Raw genomic sequence first — 17,215 nt, forward strand, 5'->3', positions numbered from 1 at the left:
CTGGGAACACCGGACCGACTGGGAACACCGGACCGACTGGGAGCACCGGACCGACTGGCACCGCAGGTAATGTATCAGCAAAAAGTATTGTTTTTCAAGGAACAAATGCTGGTTTTCAACGTATAGCGGGTTCTCCTGGTGTTGATTCTAACGTTATTCCATATGTAACTGCCGGTGCCGGAAATATAGTTGGTTTTGCTGCGTCGATAAATGTAAATAACTTACCTGCTGCTGTTTATACGATTAATATTTGCAGGAATGTCCCTACAAACCTCTCAGTTCCTACCTCTAGCTACATCCTGTCTACTATTACTTTAACTACTACTGACAAAGTTACCGGAACTATTGTATTTTCAATTAAACCGACGGATACTGGATCAGGACAAATTCAAGTGTTTAATCCGACTCCAGCGGTGGGTCCCGCTACTGTAACTTGGACGAGCGTTACGACTGGAAACCCCATTTCGAGAGGAGATGCTATATCCCTTTATATTACCCCTGGCATTACTGCAAGTGCTGTATATTCAATTTTTCTAATCACTAATATTTAGTTCCTTCTTAACAGTAATGTATTTAACAAAAAAAGGCCCCAATAATTAGGGCCCAACAAATAGAAATACAAATGAATTAAAACAAATAACAGACAAGTTCATTATATGTTTTTTATGGAAAAATATCCATTATTTACTTATTTTACTCATTTGTACTATCAATATATTATTATTTTTCGTTATTCTTCTCTTTGTTAGAACGTCTCCCCAAGAAGAATACAAGAACGAGTAGTAAGACTACTAGAAGCACTCCACCAATAATATAATATAGCGTATAGTCTTTCTTCGCTTCTACAGCCGAATCATTTAGCTTATCCGCTGTCTTTCCTTCAATTGAAAAGTTCTTCTTCCATTCCCATTTTTGATCGCCATCAGTAGCTGTTATTTCTACTCGGTACGTCCCAGGATCAAACGCTTTATTTTCCCAGCTAATAGCGTAATCAAAGTTTGAGTTTGGTGCCATTCTTAAATTTTCTTTTTTTTCTTCAAATAAAACGTCTTTCCCTTTTTCTTTATATACTTTTGCATCAACACTTAAATTCTTTAACATTGCTGGTTTTACGTTTTGTAAATTCGCTGTTACAACGTTACGTCCATTTATTTGCGTTGGCTTCACTTCGTTTAATTTCATATCTGGTTTTACTTCAACATCTGTTTCTCGTAAAACAACACCGATTGCGTATGCGTATTTATTTTCAATTTGTACGCCCTCTTGTTTATTCTTAGACGCTTCATCTTCTTTTTCTTTAAAGTATAAACCACCTAAAATAACGCCATCAAACGACTCACTTGGCATTTCCAAATTTACATCAATTGTAACCGCACTATTTGCGGGTACTTTCGTTTCTTTTGGCATTTTAGCAATTTTCGAGAATGGATTTTTCATTGTAGAATCCATTGGCGGCTCTACAGTGCTATAATCTGTAATTCCATTACTATTTGTAATTGCTGTATTCGCAAATGATTCTACAACAACTTCTTTATTCGTATCGTTTTTCATTTGTACTTGAATTGTTTGCTTTTGTCCTGGTTGCATTTTCAAATCAAAGTACGTTTGATTTTTATCAATTTGGTTTTCTGGTATAACAGCTGTTACTGCGAACTTCATTTCTGCAGCATATGCTGAAAAAGTGTTTACCATAAAGAACGCAATTAATAGTAAGCTAGTAAATATTTTTTTTGCCATCTCTTATGTAGTCCCCTTCATATTCATTTTATAGACAAGAAAGAGATAAGGTTAAATAAGCTCCCTTATCTCTTCTTAAATTCCTATTTTATCATAAAATTCCGCCATCTTACATAGGAGCGTCTGTCAGTTCCCAAGTTAATGAAGTTGTGTATTCTGCTTGTTCTTTTTTCGTTTTACCTGGCACAGATAACTCTACACTTTTCTTCGCTTCTACTGCATCTTTACCAAATGCATTTGCCCATGTACCCATACCTTGATCTACTTTAGCGTCAATTAAGTCAGATGCATCACCATTTGGATTTAATGTAATAGATTGAGCTGCTGTTGGTGCATCGCTACCTGCAGCTGATTTTAAAGTTGAATTTTTTAACGTTAACGCTGCACCATCTAATGCTTTATCGTCTGCAGTTTTAAATTGACCATTTTGTTTTACCGTTAAGTGCCACCCTGCATTTGTACCACGGTTATCTGTTACCTGTACGTAGTTTGGCACGTCAATTACAGAACCATCTGCTTTTTTCTTCACTTTATCTAACTCTGCATAGTATGTTTCATTATTACCTGATGCCTTTTTGATATCAAAGTTAAAGTTAGAAACATAATCGATACTTAACGGACCATTTGTCCCTTTTTTATCTGGATCAATTGGCTCTACAGTTTCATCTGGATTTTCAGGATTAACAACTTCTACTTCTCCTGTATTTTTTTCAAATTTAATGAATGCTTTCGAATTTAATTTCCCACCATCTTTTTCCGCTGCGAATGCTGATGTTCCTACTGATACTGTTGATAATGTTACCGCTCCGATTAATGCTAATTTTGCTAGTTTCATAGTTTATATGCCCCTTTGTTTTTTTATTTCAATTTTTAGTTATTCATAATATTCAAACTTAAAATAGTTTAGTTCGGTGTATCTTCTAAAGTCCAAGTTAATGTCGCTGTATATTTTGCATCTTTTACTTTCGCAGTTGTACCTGGTACGAATAAGCTAACACTTTCTTTACCTTGGTCTGAACCTTTACCGAATGCAGTTGTCCAGTCTCCCATACCTTTACCTTTTTCTGCAGTAGTAATTTCAACCGCTGCTCCGCCTGGGTTTAAAGTAACAGACTTGTTAAATGTTTTTGGCGCATACGCTTGATCCGTTACTGAATTTACAACCGGATTGCTTAACGTTAACGCTGCATTTGTTAATTCATTAGTCCCGCTTTTAAACTGACCATCTTGTTTTACTTTTAGCTTCCATCCAACATTCGTACCACGCTTATCTGTTACAGATACGAAGTTTGGAACAGCAACTTTGTCATTACCCTTTTTTACTGTATCTAATTTTGCAAAGTAAGTTTGATCATTACCAGAAATGACATTCTCACCGAAGTGTAAGTTAGAGACGTAGTTAATGCTTAATGGACCAGCCGTTCCTTTTTCATGCTCTCCTGGGTTCTCTGGTGTAACTTTTTCATTTGGATTTTCTGGGTTATTTGGATCCGTTGTACTTTTATCTTCAATAAATGTTACGTCCGTCTTTGAATTCATGTTTATGTTTGCTTTCTCTTCCGCAAATGCTGACGTTCCTACTGATACTGTTGATAATGTTACCGCTCCGATTAATGCTAATTTTGTTAGTTTCATATGTACCTTCCCCTTTTTATCTATTTTTATATTTTTTATCTATTTTCTATTTCGAATACACTTGCTTTTCCCTAATTCTTTTGAATACATATAAAGATAATACAATCGAAAACAATCCTATATATTGTACGAAGTCCCGTGTCTGGCCTCCGGTTTTCGGTAAATGTTTATCTCCATTTTTCTCTTTTTCCTTTATAATACGAGTACCATTTTTATCAACTGTCTCTTGTTTTATTTTTGTCTCTGTCGGATCAGTTGATGTAATTGGTGTATAACTATTTGAAAATGTAATACTTGCTTTCGAATTCAAACCCGAAGCATTTACTGCATGTAACGTAATGAGTGGTGCACATATAAATGTAATAGCTATACAAGAAGCTATTTTTTTCATTTATCTCCCTCCTTTCTAAAATTTATATGTTTCATAAACTTTTTAGAGAGGAGCGTCAGTTAAAGTCCATTCTAGCTTTCCAGCATATTTTGTATTTGCTTTTACGTTCGGTCCTGGCTTAACTTGTAAATGAACACCTTCATTTTCTTTCCAATTTAACGCCACTTCCTCATCATTTTTAGAAGTATAAGAGAATGCTTCTATGTTAGAACTACTTAGCGGTGTATCTCTCCCATTTTTCTTATACACTAATGCGCCTGTTAATTTATCATTTTGCTCTGAAGTAAGAGGTGTAATCTCTTTTACATATACACTCCATCTCTGTTTTTGAGCTCGTTCATCTGTTACTTTTAAAGGATTCGAAATGGACTTCGGTGCGTATGTCGTTGGCTTAGATGGAATTGTTAGATCCCCAAAAGAAATTTCTTGTGGTACATCAATTAACTTTAAAGTTCCATCCACGACAGTAACAGGAACTTGAATTTCTGCCTGTACACCTTGCTTCGTTTCAATTACAACTGTCACAGTATGATTCCCTAATTTCTTCGTATCTGGAACATTCGTTAATTTAACTACTGATATCGGTTTATCAACATCTAAATTTGTATCTACAGATAAGTCTGTAACAAATTTTGTAATATCCATCTTCGTTAAATCTGTTCCTTGTACTACTTTTTGTGGGACTGGTTTACCTGCCGGGATACCTTTGTACCTTATTTTAGCAATATCGTGATTACTCTCTTGCCCCTTTGTATCACCATTTATATAATTTTTAGCTGATACCGGTATTTCAAGATAACCATTTTTGTAATACTTCATTACATCGGCACCTTTTACGATAGAACCTTTAATTTCCATCTCATAAATTTTGCCATTAAATTCTTCTGTTTTTAATTTATTTGCTTTCGCAGTTGCAATTACTTTGTTCCCTTTAATAGTAATGTCAAAATAGCTACTTACATCTACTTCATCCTCTACTTCATAAATAGAAACATCATTCACAGTAAAATCTTTATTGATCTCACTTTCTAGTACAAAAGATTTTGCATAATGAATATCTTTAGATTGAGCAGGCATATTTTGATATACATGATATGAAAGTTGACGAGAATTATCTTCTACTACTTCTCCAATCACATCTGGAGCCGGAATTTCAATTTGTGCGATTGCTAATTGATCATATGATAAGTTAACACCCGTAGCATTTAATTTCACTTCAAGTGGTAATTCTGTTAATTCCTCAAATGTAATTGTCATATCTGCTTCTGGAGTTGCAACTGGACCAGCAGTTCCAGAAAACTCTATTTTATTATTTCCTTGATCTTGATATCTAATTGAACTCGTATCGTACACATATAAATTCGTTAAATGATTACCATCATTGCGTAAAGTTACATTTTTATAACTGTTTACCCTTTTGAAATTCCACATTGCCGTTAGTGGCACTTTTTTGTTTGTTCCATGCTCATAAAATTCAAAGGACGCTTTATACGTATTTCCTCTCGAACCATTTCCATATAATTGTAGAAAATCTTTCGTATTCGCCTTAGTAGTTGGCGTTTTAACATCTACTGATGAAGCTGTCATGGAGTGAATATTAATACGCACATCAATCCATTTCCCTTGATATTCACCAGCCCTTTTCACTAATACATATTGTTCTCTACTTGAATTTCTAAATGTATATTGACTTTGACCGGTTCTGTCATTGCTACTACCCTTTACTTCATATGTTACTTGTGGGCTCCAAACAAATCTAAAAGCATATTTGCCTGGGATAGAAGGTCCCTCACCAGTTCTATTATTGATTATTTTTACGTTTGGATACTTAAGGATACTTGTAATAGGACTAGCAGCTAGTAGCGATTGGCCTTTTAATAGCTTCTCAGGTTGAATAGCAGATAATTTCTCATTATTTTCGTTTATCTTATTACCTTCTTTTAATTCATTTTCCTTTGGTACTTGTTCTTCATTCACTTTTTCTGTTTCTAGATGCTCCGTTTCTTTTGAAACTTCAGCATGCGTTGATTCTATTTCTTGTTTTTTATTTTCTTCTAGTACTTTCTCTGTTTTGTTTACTTCTTGTTTCGCATGTTCTTCTGAAGATTTTGTATCACTTTCAGGAATAGCAACTTTTGAATCTTGCTTGTTTTCGATGACATGGAGTAAAGTAGATTCAATCTTCTTTTCCCTATCTTCAAGTTTCACTGTCGGTACAAATTTATACTCTCCAGCTTGTTTTACTTGAATAACTACATATATGTCACCGATGTAATCACTGTTCTCGCTTTTTTCAATCTGTACAATTCGATCCTCTGTTACAGAAATGTTTTGAATCGCTTTATTGTGTTCGTTCATTTTTTTCGTTTCTTCTTCACTGAAAAGTTGTCCATCAGATAATTTAAATTCAATGTTAGTATCTTGCTTATTTGTATTCGTAATCTTTAATACTACGTTTTCATCAACTTTTATTTGTTGTTTATCCATATGAACAACAAATCTTCCTTGTTCATCATTCGTAACCGCATAAACTTTAGTTGCGGAGTAGTCTAGTACACCAACTTGTGTAAATAATATTCCTCCCGCAAGAAGTATCCGTCCAAATTTACCAACTTGTTTGCTCAATTCATCCCCTCCTTCTTTTTTTGAATATTCTGTATAAAATATGTATAGTAATCCACTTCCATATAGATTTAACACTTACAATGCTTTATAGAAAACAAAAAGCCTGGTTGCCTCTTCAGTATTCACACACATAACCATACGTGCGAACATCCAAATTGCAACCAGACTATCATAGTAATATTTTATTACCTTAGACTCTTAGCTTTGCGACCTACTCTTTCGAATAGTGTGCCCATTTATTTTATTTTTTTACACCTTGCTTGCTTTTTGGAAAACAAAAAGCCTGGTTGCCTCTTCAGTATTCACACACATAACCATACGTGCGAACATCCAAATTGCAACCAGACTATCATAGTAATATTTTATTACCTTAGACTCTTAGCTTTGCGACCTACTCTTTCGAATAGTGTGCCCATTTATTTTATTTTTTTACACCTTGCTTGCTTTTTGGAAAACAAAAAGCCTGGTTGCCTCTTAGATTTTCATACATCACAATATGTGTGAAAATCTAAATTGCAACCAGACTATCATAGTAATATGTATTACCTTAGACTCTTAGCTTTGCGACCTATTCTTTCGAATAGTGTGCCAAATTTATTTATTCGTTTATCGTGTTTTGAATATAACATTAAAATAGAAAAAAGAAAACAGTTTTTTTATAAAAATCCGATTAATTTTTATAATCTGATTTACTTACTAATAAAGTATTAGCCCTCACCAATCGGACTTTAATAGGCAGCCCGACCCCCACCAAAATTCTTTGCTTTCGCTGAATTTTGAGGTGGGGGTCTTACTGCCCATTAAAGCGAGATAAATTACACAATAAAATAAAAAACATCACTTTCAAATAAGTGATGTTTTTTTACGATCAACGAATCGGCAACATAACCTTCACTGTCGTTCCAACCCCAACTTCACTTTCAAAACTCATTTTACCGTTGTGGTCTTTAATAATTTTTTCTGTGACTACTAAACCTAAACCTGTTCCTGTTTCTTTCGTTGTGTAAAAAGCTTCATTTAGCTTCGGAATTTTGTCTTTTGGAATGCCGCAACCCTCATCCTTAACTTGGACAATGATTGCATCTTCTACAGTCACTTTAATCGTAATCGTTCCACCAACTGACATTGCTTCAATCGCATTTTTAATTAAGTTAAAAAATACTTGCTTTAATCGTTTTTCATCGCATGTAATCGATGGTATGTCTTTACTATAAATACCTTGTATGTGCACTCCTTGCTTTAAAGCAGGCTTCCCCATAACTCGAATAACATAAGCGATAATTTCTTCTATATTATGAACTTCTGCTTCTAGTGATTTAGATTTCTCAAATCCACTAAGTTCTGTAGCGATTGTATGAATTCGTTCTACTTCTTGTTTCATAATATCACTATATATTTTATCCTCTGGATATTTAATCGCTTGTTTATTAACAAATTTATCTAAATTCGCTAGAGGTCCTCTAATTTTGTAGCCAATAACTGTTGCCATTTTCCCAACAGTTGCTAGCTTTTCTGTTTGTTCTATTTCTTTATCCATCATCTCAAGCGTACGAACGTAAGATTGAAACCTTAAAAACATAATCCAACATATGATAGTAAATACGCTATATAATGCCATCGGGATTAAAACGAGTGACGATTGAATGATGATTCCTATAAGAGCATATTTCCCAACAAGTATACTCGGAACTAACCAAAAATATCTTTTATTCACAAAGAGTGGGGCAAATAAAATAAAAAATCCTTCTACTATATTCCCACCATCAAACTCAGCATCACTACCGTAGTAAATCATAAAATTATGGATAAAATCTAATAGGTTATATCCAATTAGAATAATATATTTCACTGCAAATGGACTCTTCCATTTCATGAAGTATACTCCAATACAAAACAAAATCACCATTAGAAAATAAAGCCATAAACCTAAACCATCTTCAAATTGTCCTACTCCCTCTTGCTCTCCTCCTATTAAAGGTACAATAAATTCGTAGGCAAGATCGTATACAAAAAATATAATGAAAAATAAACTTAAAAATATTTTCAGTGCCTTCATTTCTTCATTTTTAAATATATCGTCTTTATTCATATGGTAACTCCTAGCTTTTCTCCCTCTTGGATTTCATTATTTTCACGTTGCTTCGGGAGCATGATATCTATTCTAGTTCCAATATCTCTTTCACTTGAAATATGTAATTCACCAAGATGCTGCTCAGTAACAAGCCGATTCGCTACCGTAAGGCCTAGGCCAATTTTATCTTGTTTCGTTGTATAAAAGGGCTCTTTCACACGAGCTAAATTTTCTTTCTTAATACCGTAACCATTATCAATTACACTTAGCATTACATAATCTCGTCCTTTATTTTCTAACCGTAACTCTAATGTGCCACCTTGCTCCATCGCCTCCAGAGCATTTTTTATGACATATAGAAAGACTCCTCTTATTTTCCGCTCATCACATTCAACTTCTATCGTCTTTTCTTCCACATTAGAAATAAGCTGAACACTAGATTCATTCATTTTTTCACGAACAATTGTTACTGCTTGTAATGCAATTTCACCTATATTATGTTTCTTATAAACAGAAGGTTTACATGTAGCAACTTCCATTAACTCACTTATCATATTATTCATATTTTCTATTTCAAAAATCATCTGTTTGTAAATAGGATCCGCCCCATGCTTCTCTCGTTGTAATTGCGTAAACCCTTTTAATGAAGCAAGTGGATTTTTAATTTCATGTCCCACTGTCGCTGCCATTTTTCCAATTACCGCTAATTTTTGTGATTCACTAGCAATCTTAATACTTTCCTTTACCGCTGAAAGGTATTGTATAAATCGATTTAAAATGATGTATGCCGCTATTAATACGAGTGTATACATAATGAGGAACATAAACCCTTTTACTTCCTCTAATACAAATAAATAAATTAAATATTTCCCTATAATGGTGACAAGTACGCACACAAAAAATCTTTTATTTATAAATATAGGCACAAAGAAAATAAGTATAATTTCTATTATATTCGTCGCCTCAAATACCACCTTATTATAAAGAATATACGAAAGTATATTAACGATTTCTATCCCTATGTATACGAATATATATGTATATTTCACAAGATTTGCTTTTTCTCTTTTCACTAAGTATATATTCACGCATAGTATTGCTACTCCACATAAAACTTGCCACATTCCTCTATGCCAGTTTTCTATTAATGCTTTATTTTCTAGTACGATGGCATAAGAACCTTGGTATACACCAACCGTGACATACAACACCCATAAAAAAATTTTTGCATTCCTTTCTTCTTCTTTATATGATAGAAAACTTCCTTTCACTTCAACACCCCTTCAAAACAATATCTCGAAGAATACCATTTATTATAATAAATGATTTTCATAGACAAACAAAGATAAATCGAACATTTGAGGAAAATCATCCCAATAAAGCAAAGTATCTTCAGACTATATACGCATAAAAGCTATAAACAATAATACGTATATTATGGGAGGTGTTTTATATGGACGGCAAAAAAAATAAAAAAACAGAACAACTGGAAGCCTTCACCCGTGAAAATGAAGGAAAGAAAATGACGACAAATACAGGTGTTACAATTTCAAATGATGAAAACTCTTTAACCGCTGGCGATCGTGGCCCTACCCTCCTAGAAGATTTCCTGATGCGAGAAAAGCTGGCTCATTTTGACCGTGAACGAATTCCTGAAAGAGTCGTTCACGCACGTGGATACGGCGCACATGGTATATTCGAGCTATATGAATCTTTAGAAGAGCTAACAATGGCCCACTTTTTACAAGACCCTTCAAAAAAAACACCCCTTTTTGTTCGCTTCTCTGAAGTGGCTGGATCAAAAGGTGCGAATGAAACAAATCGAGATGTACGAGGGTTCGCCGTTAAATTTTATACAGAAGAAGGAAATTTTGATTTAGTCGGAAACAATATTCCCATTTTCTTCATTCAAGATGGCATTAAATTCCCTGATCTTATTCACGCCCTTAAACCTGAGCCGCATAATGAAATTCCACAGGGACAAACAGCACATGATACATTTTGGGACTTCATCGCCAATAACCAAGAATCTGCTGCGATGATGATGTGGATTATGTCTGATCGTGCCATTCCAAGAAGCTTTCGAATGATGCAAGGGTTTGGTGTTCATACATTCCGCTTAGTGAATAAAAATGGAAAGTCGCGATTCGTAAAATTTCACTGGAAGCCGAAACTTGGTATTCACTCATTAATTTGGGATGAAGCTCAAAAATTAGGCGGTGCTGATCCAGATTACCACCGTCGTGACTTATGGGAAAATATTAATGCCGTAAACTATCCTGAGTACGAACTTGGCATTCAAATTTTAGAAGAAGAGGATGAATTTAAATACGATTTCGATATATTAGATGCGACGAAAATTTGGCCTGAAGAAGATTTCCCCGTTAAAATCATTGGAAAAATGACATTAAATCGTAACGTCGAGAATGTATTCACTGAAACGGAACAAGTCGCACTTCATCCTGGAAGTATCGTCCGTGGTATTGATTTCACCAATGATCCACTCTTACAAGGTAGGCTCTTTTCTTATACAGACACTCAATTGGCACGCGTCGGTACCAATTATCAAGAATTACCGATTAACCGTCCGGTATGCCCATTTCATAACAACCAAAGAGATGGTGCCTCTAAATATATAATTGATAAAGGAAAAGTCGCTTACCATAATAATTCCTTAGCAAATAACACTCCTTACACAGTCCCCGGTACAAAGGGTGGGTTCGTTACATATCCTTCCACTGTATCAGGACATAAAACGAGAGAAACAGCCGCCAGTTTCAAAGATCATTTCTCTCAAGCACGTTTATTTTGGAATAGTATGAGTAACGTCGAAAAGGTTCATATTATGCAAGCCTTCTCCTTTGAATTAGGAAAAGTAAAAAGCAAATCTGTCCGTCAACAAGTCGTAAATATGATTGGACATATTAGTACTGAATTAGCTACGTTAGTCGCTGAAGCGGTTGGAGCAAAAGTCCCAAATATTCAAGAATCGAGCGTTACGAAATCATCGCCAGCACTCAGTATGGCAAATACGACATTTAGTCCTAATACATTACGAGTAGGTGTCATTGTTGCAGATGGATATGACGGACAAAACGCGCAATATATAATAAACCAGTTCAAACAAGTTGGGTTGCAGCCAGTGATTGTTTCCGAGCGGTTAGGTACTGTGCAAGGAACGCAAAATGTACGTTGGGACGTGAATGATACTTTTTTAACAGGATCTTCACTTCTTTATGACGGGCTACTTCTTATTGGAGGAAACCTTGATGAAAAGTTTCTTAATAAAGCGACTTCATTTGTCGTAGAATCCTATAATCACTTTAAGCCAATTGGTGCCTTCCAAAATGGATCTACTGTTATTCAATCTTTAAATATTAATGGAAAGCCTGGTGTCTTAGTAGAACAGAACCCTACGCTCCTGGCGAATGAATTTATTAAAGCTATGACAAAACAACGCTTTTGGGATAGAGCATATGAATAGGTTAGGAGGATAATTTATGTTTGTTACCGTCGAGAAAGATGTGCATATTTTTGTGCAAGACGTAAATCCCGGACCCGGTAGTAAAACTGTGTTCTTCGTCCATGGCTGGCCTTTAAATCATCAAATGTACCAATATCAACTCAATGTGTTACCACAGCACGGTTTCCGCTGTATTGCTATGGATATACGCGGAAACGGGCAATCTGATAAACCATGGACCGGTTACACATACGATCGTTTAGCAGACGATATCGCCATCGTTCTAGAAGCGCTTCAAGTAGAAAATGCTACATTAGTCGGTTTTTCCGTAGGTGGCGCCCTTTCTATTCGGTACATGTCCCGCTATAATGGTCATCGCATTTCTAAACTTGTATTAGTCGATGCTGTTTCCCCCTCTTTCGTTAAAAATCAAGAATCTCCCTACGGTGTCCCAAAAGAACAAGCAGATACCCTCATTAATCAAATGTATGCCAATATGCCTAAATTTTTAAATGATGTATCTTTATCATTTTTTAATAGAAACTTAGGATCTGCTACGTTAGAATGGTTTTCTTATCTCGGTATGCAGTCTGCTTCCTACGCTCTCATCAAAATATTGCAAGCAGCCGCAAATGAAGATGTAACGAAAGATCTAAATAAAATTAACGTCCCAACAAAAATATTCCACGGTGTTCACGATCAATTGATCCCTTACAAAAGCGCTGAACTCACACAAAAACGGATTAAAAATTCTCAGTTACATCCTCTTACAAATAGCGGTCACGGCTCTCCAATCGATCAAGCGGATGAATTAAACGAAGAACTCATAAAGTTTTTGCATTCATAAATGTATCCATATGTAAAAAAATTAAAAATCATGGAGTTTTGATAAGAACTAAAATTCACATATTTCTCACAAATCTATAAATAAAACGATCACATTTTCATTTATACTAAATGTACAGGTAATACTCCCTAAACCCAGCTTGTCTGGTTACCCCGTTAAATACTATAAAAAAAAGAACTTGTATCGTTATACAAGTTCTTTTTGTTTTTCTATTTAAAAAGTATATCTTTACTATACTGCTTTCCAGCAAGTAAATCATATTGAATCATTTTATATTGCTCTAACATTTCTTTTTGTTCCTTTGTTAAATCTGTTATCTCTTCTCCATCTTTATTAACCTTTAACTCATCTCTAAGAACTGGTATTTCTTTATGCATTTCCGATAAAAATTGATAAAATGGTGATTGATTTAATCCTGCATAATCAAAAACAAGACTAGAAAAATAAATCGGACTTACTAAACCTAAATTGTCATTTGGCAAATCGAAATTTGCGTACATTAACAATGGCGTTTCTGACATAAGTAATCTTTCTCTTACTGTCTCTTCATTCTCTATATATCCTGCTTCTTTATAAATAGATTTATTAGTTCCTAACATAGGCAAATGGTCTCCAAAGAAGACTAATAAAGTAGGCCTGTCTAAATCATCAAGCTGCTCAATTAAATATTGCAACGCTTCATCAGACAATCTTACCCCTTCTGTATATGCTTCTAACTCTGCCTTCGATTCCTCTTCTGTTAATCCACTAATTTCTACTTTATTTTCTCCAAACATATTTGGCGTATATGGAAAATGATTTTGCATCGTCACTGCATGAATAAACGTAGGTTGTTTTCTCTTCTTTAATTCATCTATAATTTCTTTACTCATAGATAAATCACTAACATTATCTCCAACTACTTCTGTATTTTTCATCGTGTCTTCTGCATTAAAATTATCGAATCCCAATGTTTTATATACATCATCTCTTTTATAAAACGATCGATTAAAAGCATGAATTGCACTTGCATAATATCCTTGCTTTTTCAATTCACTGGCAATGGATGGAACTTCTTTCTGACTTGGGATAGCTTGTTGATATGGTATAGAACCAGGCATTAATAGACTCATCGAGTAACTCGTTAATGCTTCAAATTCTGTATTTGCTGTATTTCCTCCAAATGTAGGAGCTATCGTTTGTCCCCCTGGGAAATTCTCTGTATAATGATGTAAATTCGGCACTGGATCTTCGCTAAATGAAAGATTCGCTAATTTTGTCGGATCCCAGAATGCTTCACTCATAATAAATATAATATTCGGCTTCTCTGCCGTTTTTTGCCCTTTTACTTTACCGCCATATTGCTTCTCTATATCCTTTGCAATTTGCTGCATATTTTCTTTTGAGTATTTTTCTGGCTCTTGGATAACTGTCGTATCTAAGTTACTTAAAAACCCTATAACAAAACCATTTCCCTTATAATTTATAACTTGATTCCACGCGCGGATGTCTACCCCAGCTTTTGTAAATATATTATTCATAAAGGTATTAGGGGCGTTACTATATGCATACAACATAAACGCAGATCCACATACTAAAATAATTCTCATAATAATATGCGATTTTATAACTGGAATGTACTTTCTTATATACATAACTACAAAGATAAGTAAAACAATACTAGCTACCATCAGGAACACATTCCAAAAACTGAAATAATCCATGACCATCGGTATAACCGTATCCATATGACCAATCTGTGTGAAATCAGACGGATAGAATGGCTCTCCTCTAAAGATGAGCTTAAAATGGTTCACCATTACAAAAACAAGTAAAACTAAGCTAGTTATCGTTGTACTTAAGAAAATCCTTCCAAACAAATTATATGCAAAAACGTATACCATATAAATAAATAACAGGCTTAATATATACTGTCCATATTGTAAATATACCCATGTATTTACTAATAGAAGGCTCATATCCTCCTGCACTAAGATATACATCCAACTCATTGTATGAGCAATTAAAAATAATACGATGTGAACTCGAATAGCTGGCCTAAGCTTGTGACCAATACCTTTATTTAAATGAATCTTGTTTAGTAGTACACCCCACAAAATAATAATGAGTATACTTAGCTGTATTGTTCCATTGAAAAATTCTTTGGTTTTCTCAAATTCGAAAAACCTTAACATAACAAAGAATAGCGTTTCTAAACAGATCGCCCACATTCCACTAAGAATGATAGAAATTAATAGATTCTTTCTCGGTTGCTGAGCCGAAAAACTAAAATGAAATTCATCTCTTCTTCGTCGCTGTGTAAAAACATTAAAACGCAATTGATTCCCTCTTTCCTTTACCCCTTCGTCTCGCATCAACAAACATATTGTCCTATACAAAATACCATATTTGTATACAGCTAGTCTCCCTATGTGCTTGTAATATACACATGTATCCTTAATTTCCCCTTAAAAATACAATGAAACTTTCATGAGTCCGCTCCATTCAAGATTGAACGGGATGAACCTTCTTCGCTCTATATTCTAGCAGCATAAAGTGAAACTTTAATCAGTGGGGGTTTTCTTCATCCCCCACTGATTATCAGCCCTCACCAATCGGACTTTTATGGGCAGTTAATCCCCCACCTAACTTCTTTGCTTTCGCTGAATTTTGAGGTGGGGGTCTTACTGCCCATTAAAGCGGGATAAATGAACTATGCTTCACAAAATTATTACCATAAGAAAAGAACCTATCAACACTGACAGGTTCTCCTTCATTTTAACAGACATGAGCATATGTATTATAGAAGAGAATACATCCATACCTTCCATATAATACATACAAGTACAATAACTACAAAATCAAAAAGATCTAATCTCGGGCCCTTTTTCATATTCATCTCGAGCCACATATGAACCCATTTCATTTTTGTATATTTTTGAATGTTTTTCTTTGCAAATCGGTAAATGAGTACTTGCATAATAAAAAAGCCGACTACGAAAATGAACAAGAAAATGAGAAAATCGACCACAAAATTCCTCCCTATTTTTGCAGCGATTTTTCTACTATTTGATTTCTCAAAACCCATTCTTCAAATTGAGCACTTCCAAATTCCCAACTAAGATCACGAGCATGTACAGAAAAAACGTAATGACCAGCATATTCGTCCATAAATCTACCTGTCTCGATTTCATCTTTTTGAAGACCATATGCTCCAAAATTAAAATACACATCCCACACGTCTTCATTCTTCCGCTTATAAGCAATCGATTCCATATCACATTCTGTTCCGAAATAATCAAGATGTAAATGTACGCTATCATCATATTCGTACTCCATTTTATCACCCCTTATATTTGTACTTCTTTATCACCCAAAAAATTCCTGCTATCTACACTCACATATGGGCACTTACCTACATATCATGCTTGTAGAGTGACTTCTAGGAGGTGTCATATAGTGAAAAAATTTATAGCTGTTTTTTGCATCATGTTACTAGCTGTTTTCACATTTGCTGCTTGCAGTAGTAAAAAAGAAAGTACGAAAGAACAAACGCAAAACATTCGTATCGGCGAAGTTACCCACTCTCTCTTCTACGCCCCGTTATATGTTGGGATTGAAAAAGGATTTTTTAAAGATGAAGGATTAAATATTGACCTCCAAACAACAGCTGGCGGAGATAAAACGATGACCACCTTATTATCTGGCGGAATTGATATTGCTCTCGTCGGTTCTGAAACATCTATTTATATTCATCAACAAGGTGCAAAAGACCCTGTCATTAACTTCGCACAACTTACACAAACAGACGGAACATTTTTAGTTTCGCGTAAAAAATTAGACTCTTTTAATTGGAATGACGTAAAAGGTGTTACGTTTTTAGGACAGCGTAAAGGCGGCATGCCGCAAATGGTTGGAGAATACGTTTTAAAGAAAAATGGCATTGATCCTCACAAAGATACAAACCTAATTCAAAACATCGAATTTGCTAACATTGCAAGTGCCTTTGCATCTGGTACTGGGGAATTTGTACAGCTCTTTGAACCGACTGCAAGTATATTCGAAAAAGAAGGTAAAGGATATATCGTCGCTTCGTTCGGAAATGAATCTGGAACTGTTCCGTATACATCGTTCATGGCAAAAGAAAGCTTCTTAAAGAAAGATAAAGATGCTGCTGAAAAATTCACACGTGCGCTCTATAAAGCACAACAATGGGTTGATACACATAGTCCAGAAGAGATCGCTGATGCCGTGTCTCCGTTATTTAAAGACACTTCAAAAGACATTACAGTAAAAGTAATTGAACGTTATAAAAAGCAACATTCTTATGCGACAAATCCGCTATTAGATGCTGAAGAATGGAAACAGCTCCAAACGATTATGAAAGAAGCTGGCGAATTACAAAAAGAAGTTCCACATGAAGCGCTCGTCAATACAAAAATTGCCGAAAGCGTTATTAAGAAATAG

Annotated in this window: 14 protein-coding genes and 3 riboswitches; of the genes, 4 read left to right on the forward strand and 10 right to left on the reverse strand. The window is 34.8% G+C overall.

The annotated features are described in order from the left end of the window. Positions 1-551: hypothetical protein (locus tag BAQ44_RS04775; RefSeq protein WP_071721061.1), on the forward strand; the 551-nt coding region annotated here is incomplete at its 5' end. 169 nt (positions 552-720) lie between these two features. On the opposite strand, the gene BAQ44_RS04780 is transcribed toward BAQ44_RS04775, so the two are convergent. From BAQ44_RS04780 to BAQ44_RS04810, 7 genes are all read right to left on the reverse strand, one after another. Then, positions 721-1,737: a WxLIP family cell surface protein gene (locus tag BAQ44_RS04780; RefSeq protein WP_071721063.1), complete on the reverse strand. Its 1,017-nt coding sequence runs from the start codon at positions 1,735-1,737 to the stop codon at positions 721-723. Positions 1,738-1,846: 109 nt separating this feature from the next. Then, complete coding sequence (locus BAQ44_RS04785) at positions 1,847-2,572, reverse strand: WxL domain-containing protein (protein WP_071721065.1); 726 nt, start codon at positions 2,570-2,572, stop codon at positions 1,847-1,849. Between the two features lie 68 nt (positions 2,573-2,640). After that, positions 2,641-3,372 (reverse strand): WxL domain-containing protein, encoded by a 732-nt coding sequence (locus BAQ44_RS04790; protein ID WP_071721067.1) that lies wholly within the window; start codon positions 3,370-3,372, stop codon positions 2,641-2,643. Between the two features lie 46 nt (positions 3,373-3,418). Beyond that, on the reverse strand, positions 3,419-3,763 hold the full coding sequence (locus BAQ44_RS04795) for an LPXTG cell wall anchor domain-containing protein (RefSeq protein ID WP_071721069.1): 345 nt from the start codon (positions 3,761-3,763) through the stop codon (positions 3,419-3,421). A gap of 42 nt (positions 3,764-3,805) precedes the next feature. Then, positions 3,806-6,388: a WxL domain-containing protein gene (locus tag BAQ44_RS04800; protein ID WP_071721071.1), complete on the reverse strand. Its 2,583-nt coding sequence runs from the start codon at positions 6,386-6,388 to the stop codon at positions 3,806-3,808. 153 nt (positions 6,389-6,541) lie between these two features. Beyond that, positions 6,542-6,631, reverse strand: a riboswitch (cyclic di-GMP riboswitch). Between the two features lie 90 nt (positions 6,632-6,721). Beyond that, positions 6,722-6,811, reverse strand: a riboswitch (cyclic di-GMP riboswitch). A gap of 88 nt (positions 6,812-6,899) precedes the next feature. Next, positions 6,900-6,988, reverse strand: a riboswitch (cyclic di-GMP riboswitch). A gap of 268 nt (positions 6,989-7,256) precedes the next feature. Further along, positions 7,257-8,477, reverse strand: coding sequence for an ATP-binding protein (locus tag BAQ44_RS04805; RefSeq protein WP_071721073.1), 1,221 nt, complete (start codon positions 8,475-8,477; stop codon positions 7,257-7,259). Beyond that, positions 8,474-9,730: an ATP-binding protein gene (locus BAQ44_RS04810; protein ID WP_071721076.1), complete on the reverse strand. Its 1,257-nt coding sequence runs from the start codon at positions 9,728-9,730 to the stop codon at positions 8,474-8,476. Before BAQ44_RS04810 ends, BAQ44_RS04805 begins: the two co-directional genes overlap by 4 nt. Positions 9,731-9,912: 182 nt before the next feature. Between BAQ44_RS04810 and BAQ44_RS04815 the strand changes: the two genes are divergently transcribed. Next, positions 9,913-11,943, forward strand: coding sequence for a catalase (locus BAQ44_RS04815; RefSeq protein ID WP_071721078.1), 2,031 nt, complete (start codon positions 9,913-9,915; stop codon positions 11,941-11,943). 16 nt (positions 11,944-11,959) lie between these two features. Continuing rightward, complete coding sequence (locus tag BAQ44_RS04820) at positions 11,960-12,769, forward strand: alpha/beta fold hydrolase (RefSeq protein WP_063262089.1); 810 nt, start codon at positions 11,960-11,962, stop codon at positions 12,767-12,769. Positions 12,770-12,978: 209 nt separating this feature from the next. Here BAQ44_RS04820 and BAQ44_RS04825 read toward each other — a convergent pair whose 3' ends face one another. The 3 genes from BAQ44_RS04825 to BAQ44_RS04835 all read right to left on the reverse strand — a co-directional run bounded on the left by BAQ44_RS04825 (position 12,979) and on the right by BAQ44_RS04835 (position 16,087). After that, the gene (locus BAQ44_RS04825; protein ID WP_071721081.1) at positions 12,979-15,123 is read right to left on the reverse strand and encodes an LTA synthase family protein; all 2,145 of its coding nucleotides are present in this window, start codon (positions 15,121-15,123) and stop codon (positions 12,979-12,981) included. A 425-nt stretch (positions 15,124-15,548) separates the two neighbouring features. Next, a complete protein-coding gene (locus BAQ44_RS04830) occupies positions 15,549-15,779 on the reverse strand; it encodes a hypothetical protein (RefSeq protein WP_063262091.1) in 231 nt (76 codons plus the stop codon). 11 nt (positions 15,780-15,790) lie between these two features. Beyond that, positions 15,791-16,087 carry a DUF3986 family protein gene (locus BAQ44_RS04835; RefSeq protein ID WP_000455571.1) on the reverse strand — a complete coding sequence of 99 codons (297 nt, stop codon included), beginning with the start codon at positions 16,085-16,087 and terminating at the stop codon, positions 15,791-15,793. A 120-nt stretch (positions 16,088-16,207) separates the two neighbouring features. Here BAQ44_RS04835 and BAQ44_RS04840 point away from each other — a divergent pair, with 120 nt between their 5' ends. Beyond that, positions 16,208-17,215: an ABC transporter substrate-binding protein gene (locus BAQ44_RS04840; protein ID WP_071721084.1), complete on the forward strand. Its 1,008-nt coding sequence runs from the start codon at positions 16,208-16,210 to the stop codon at positions 17,213-17,215.

It is taken from the genome of Bacillus mobilis, from assembly GCF_001884045.1.
Classification (GTDB): domain Bacteria; phylum Bacillota; class Bacilli; order Bacillales; family Bacillaceae_G; genus Bacillus_A; species Bacillus_A mobilis.

Coding starts and splice junctions, on each gene's coding strand:
- BAQ44_RS04805 (WP_071721073.1), bottom strand. CDS start 8,477: ATGAATAAAGACGATATATTTAAAAATGAAGAAATGAAGGCACTGAAA.
- BAQ44_RS04795 (WP_071721069.1), bottom strand. CDS start 3,763: ATGAAAAAAATAGCTTCTTGTATAGCTATTACATTTATATGTGCACCA.
- BAQ44_RS04815 (WP_071721078.1), top strand. CDS start 9,913: ATGGACGGCAAAAAAAATAAAAAAACAGAACAACTGGAAGCCTTCACC.
- BAQ44_RS04780 (WP_071721063.1), bottom strand. CDS start 1,737: ATGGCAAAAAAAATATTTACTAGCTTACTATTAATTGCGTTCTTTATG.
- BAQ44_RS04835 (WP_000455571.1), bottom strand. CDS start 16,087: ATGGAGTACGAATATGATGATAGCGTACATTTACATCTTGATTATTTC.
- BAQ44_RS04820 (WP_063262089.1), top strand. CDS start 11,960: ATGTTTGTTACCGTCGAGAAAGATGTGCATATTTTTGTGCAAGACGTA.
- BAQ44_RS04790 (WP_071721067.1), bottom strand. CDS start 3,372: ATGAAACTAACAAAATTAGCATTAATCGGAGCGGTAACATTATCAACA.
- BAQ44_RS04785 (WP_071721065.1), bottom strand. CDS start 2,572: ATGAAACTAGCAAAATTAGCATTAATCGGAGCGGTAACATTATCAACA.
- BAQ44_RS04825 (WP_071721081.1), bottom strand. CDS start 15,123: ATGCGAGACGAAGGGGTAAAGGAAAGAGGGAATCAATTGCGTTTTAAT.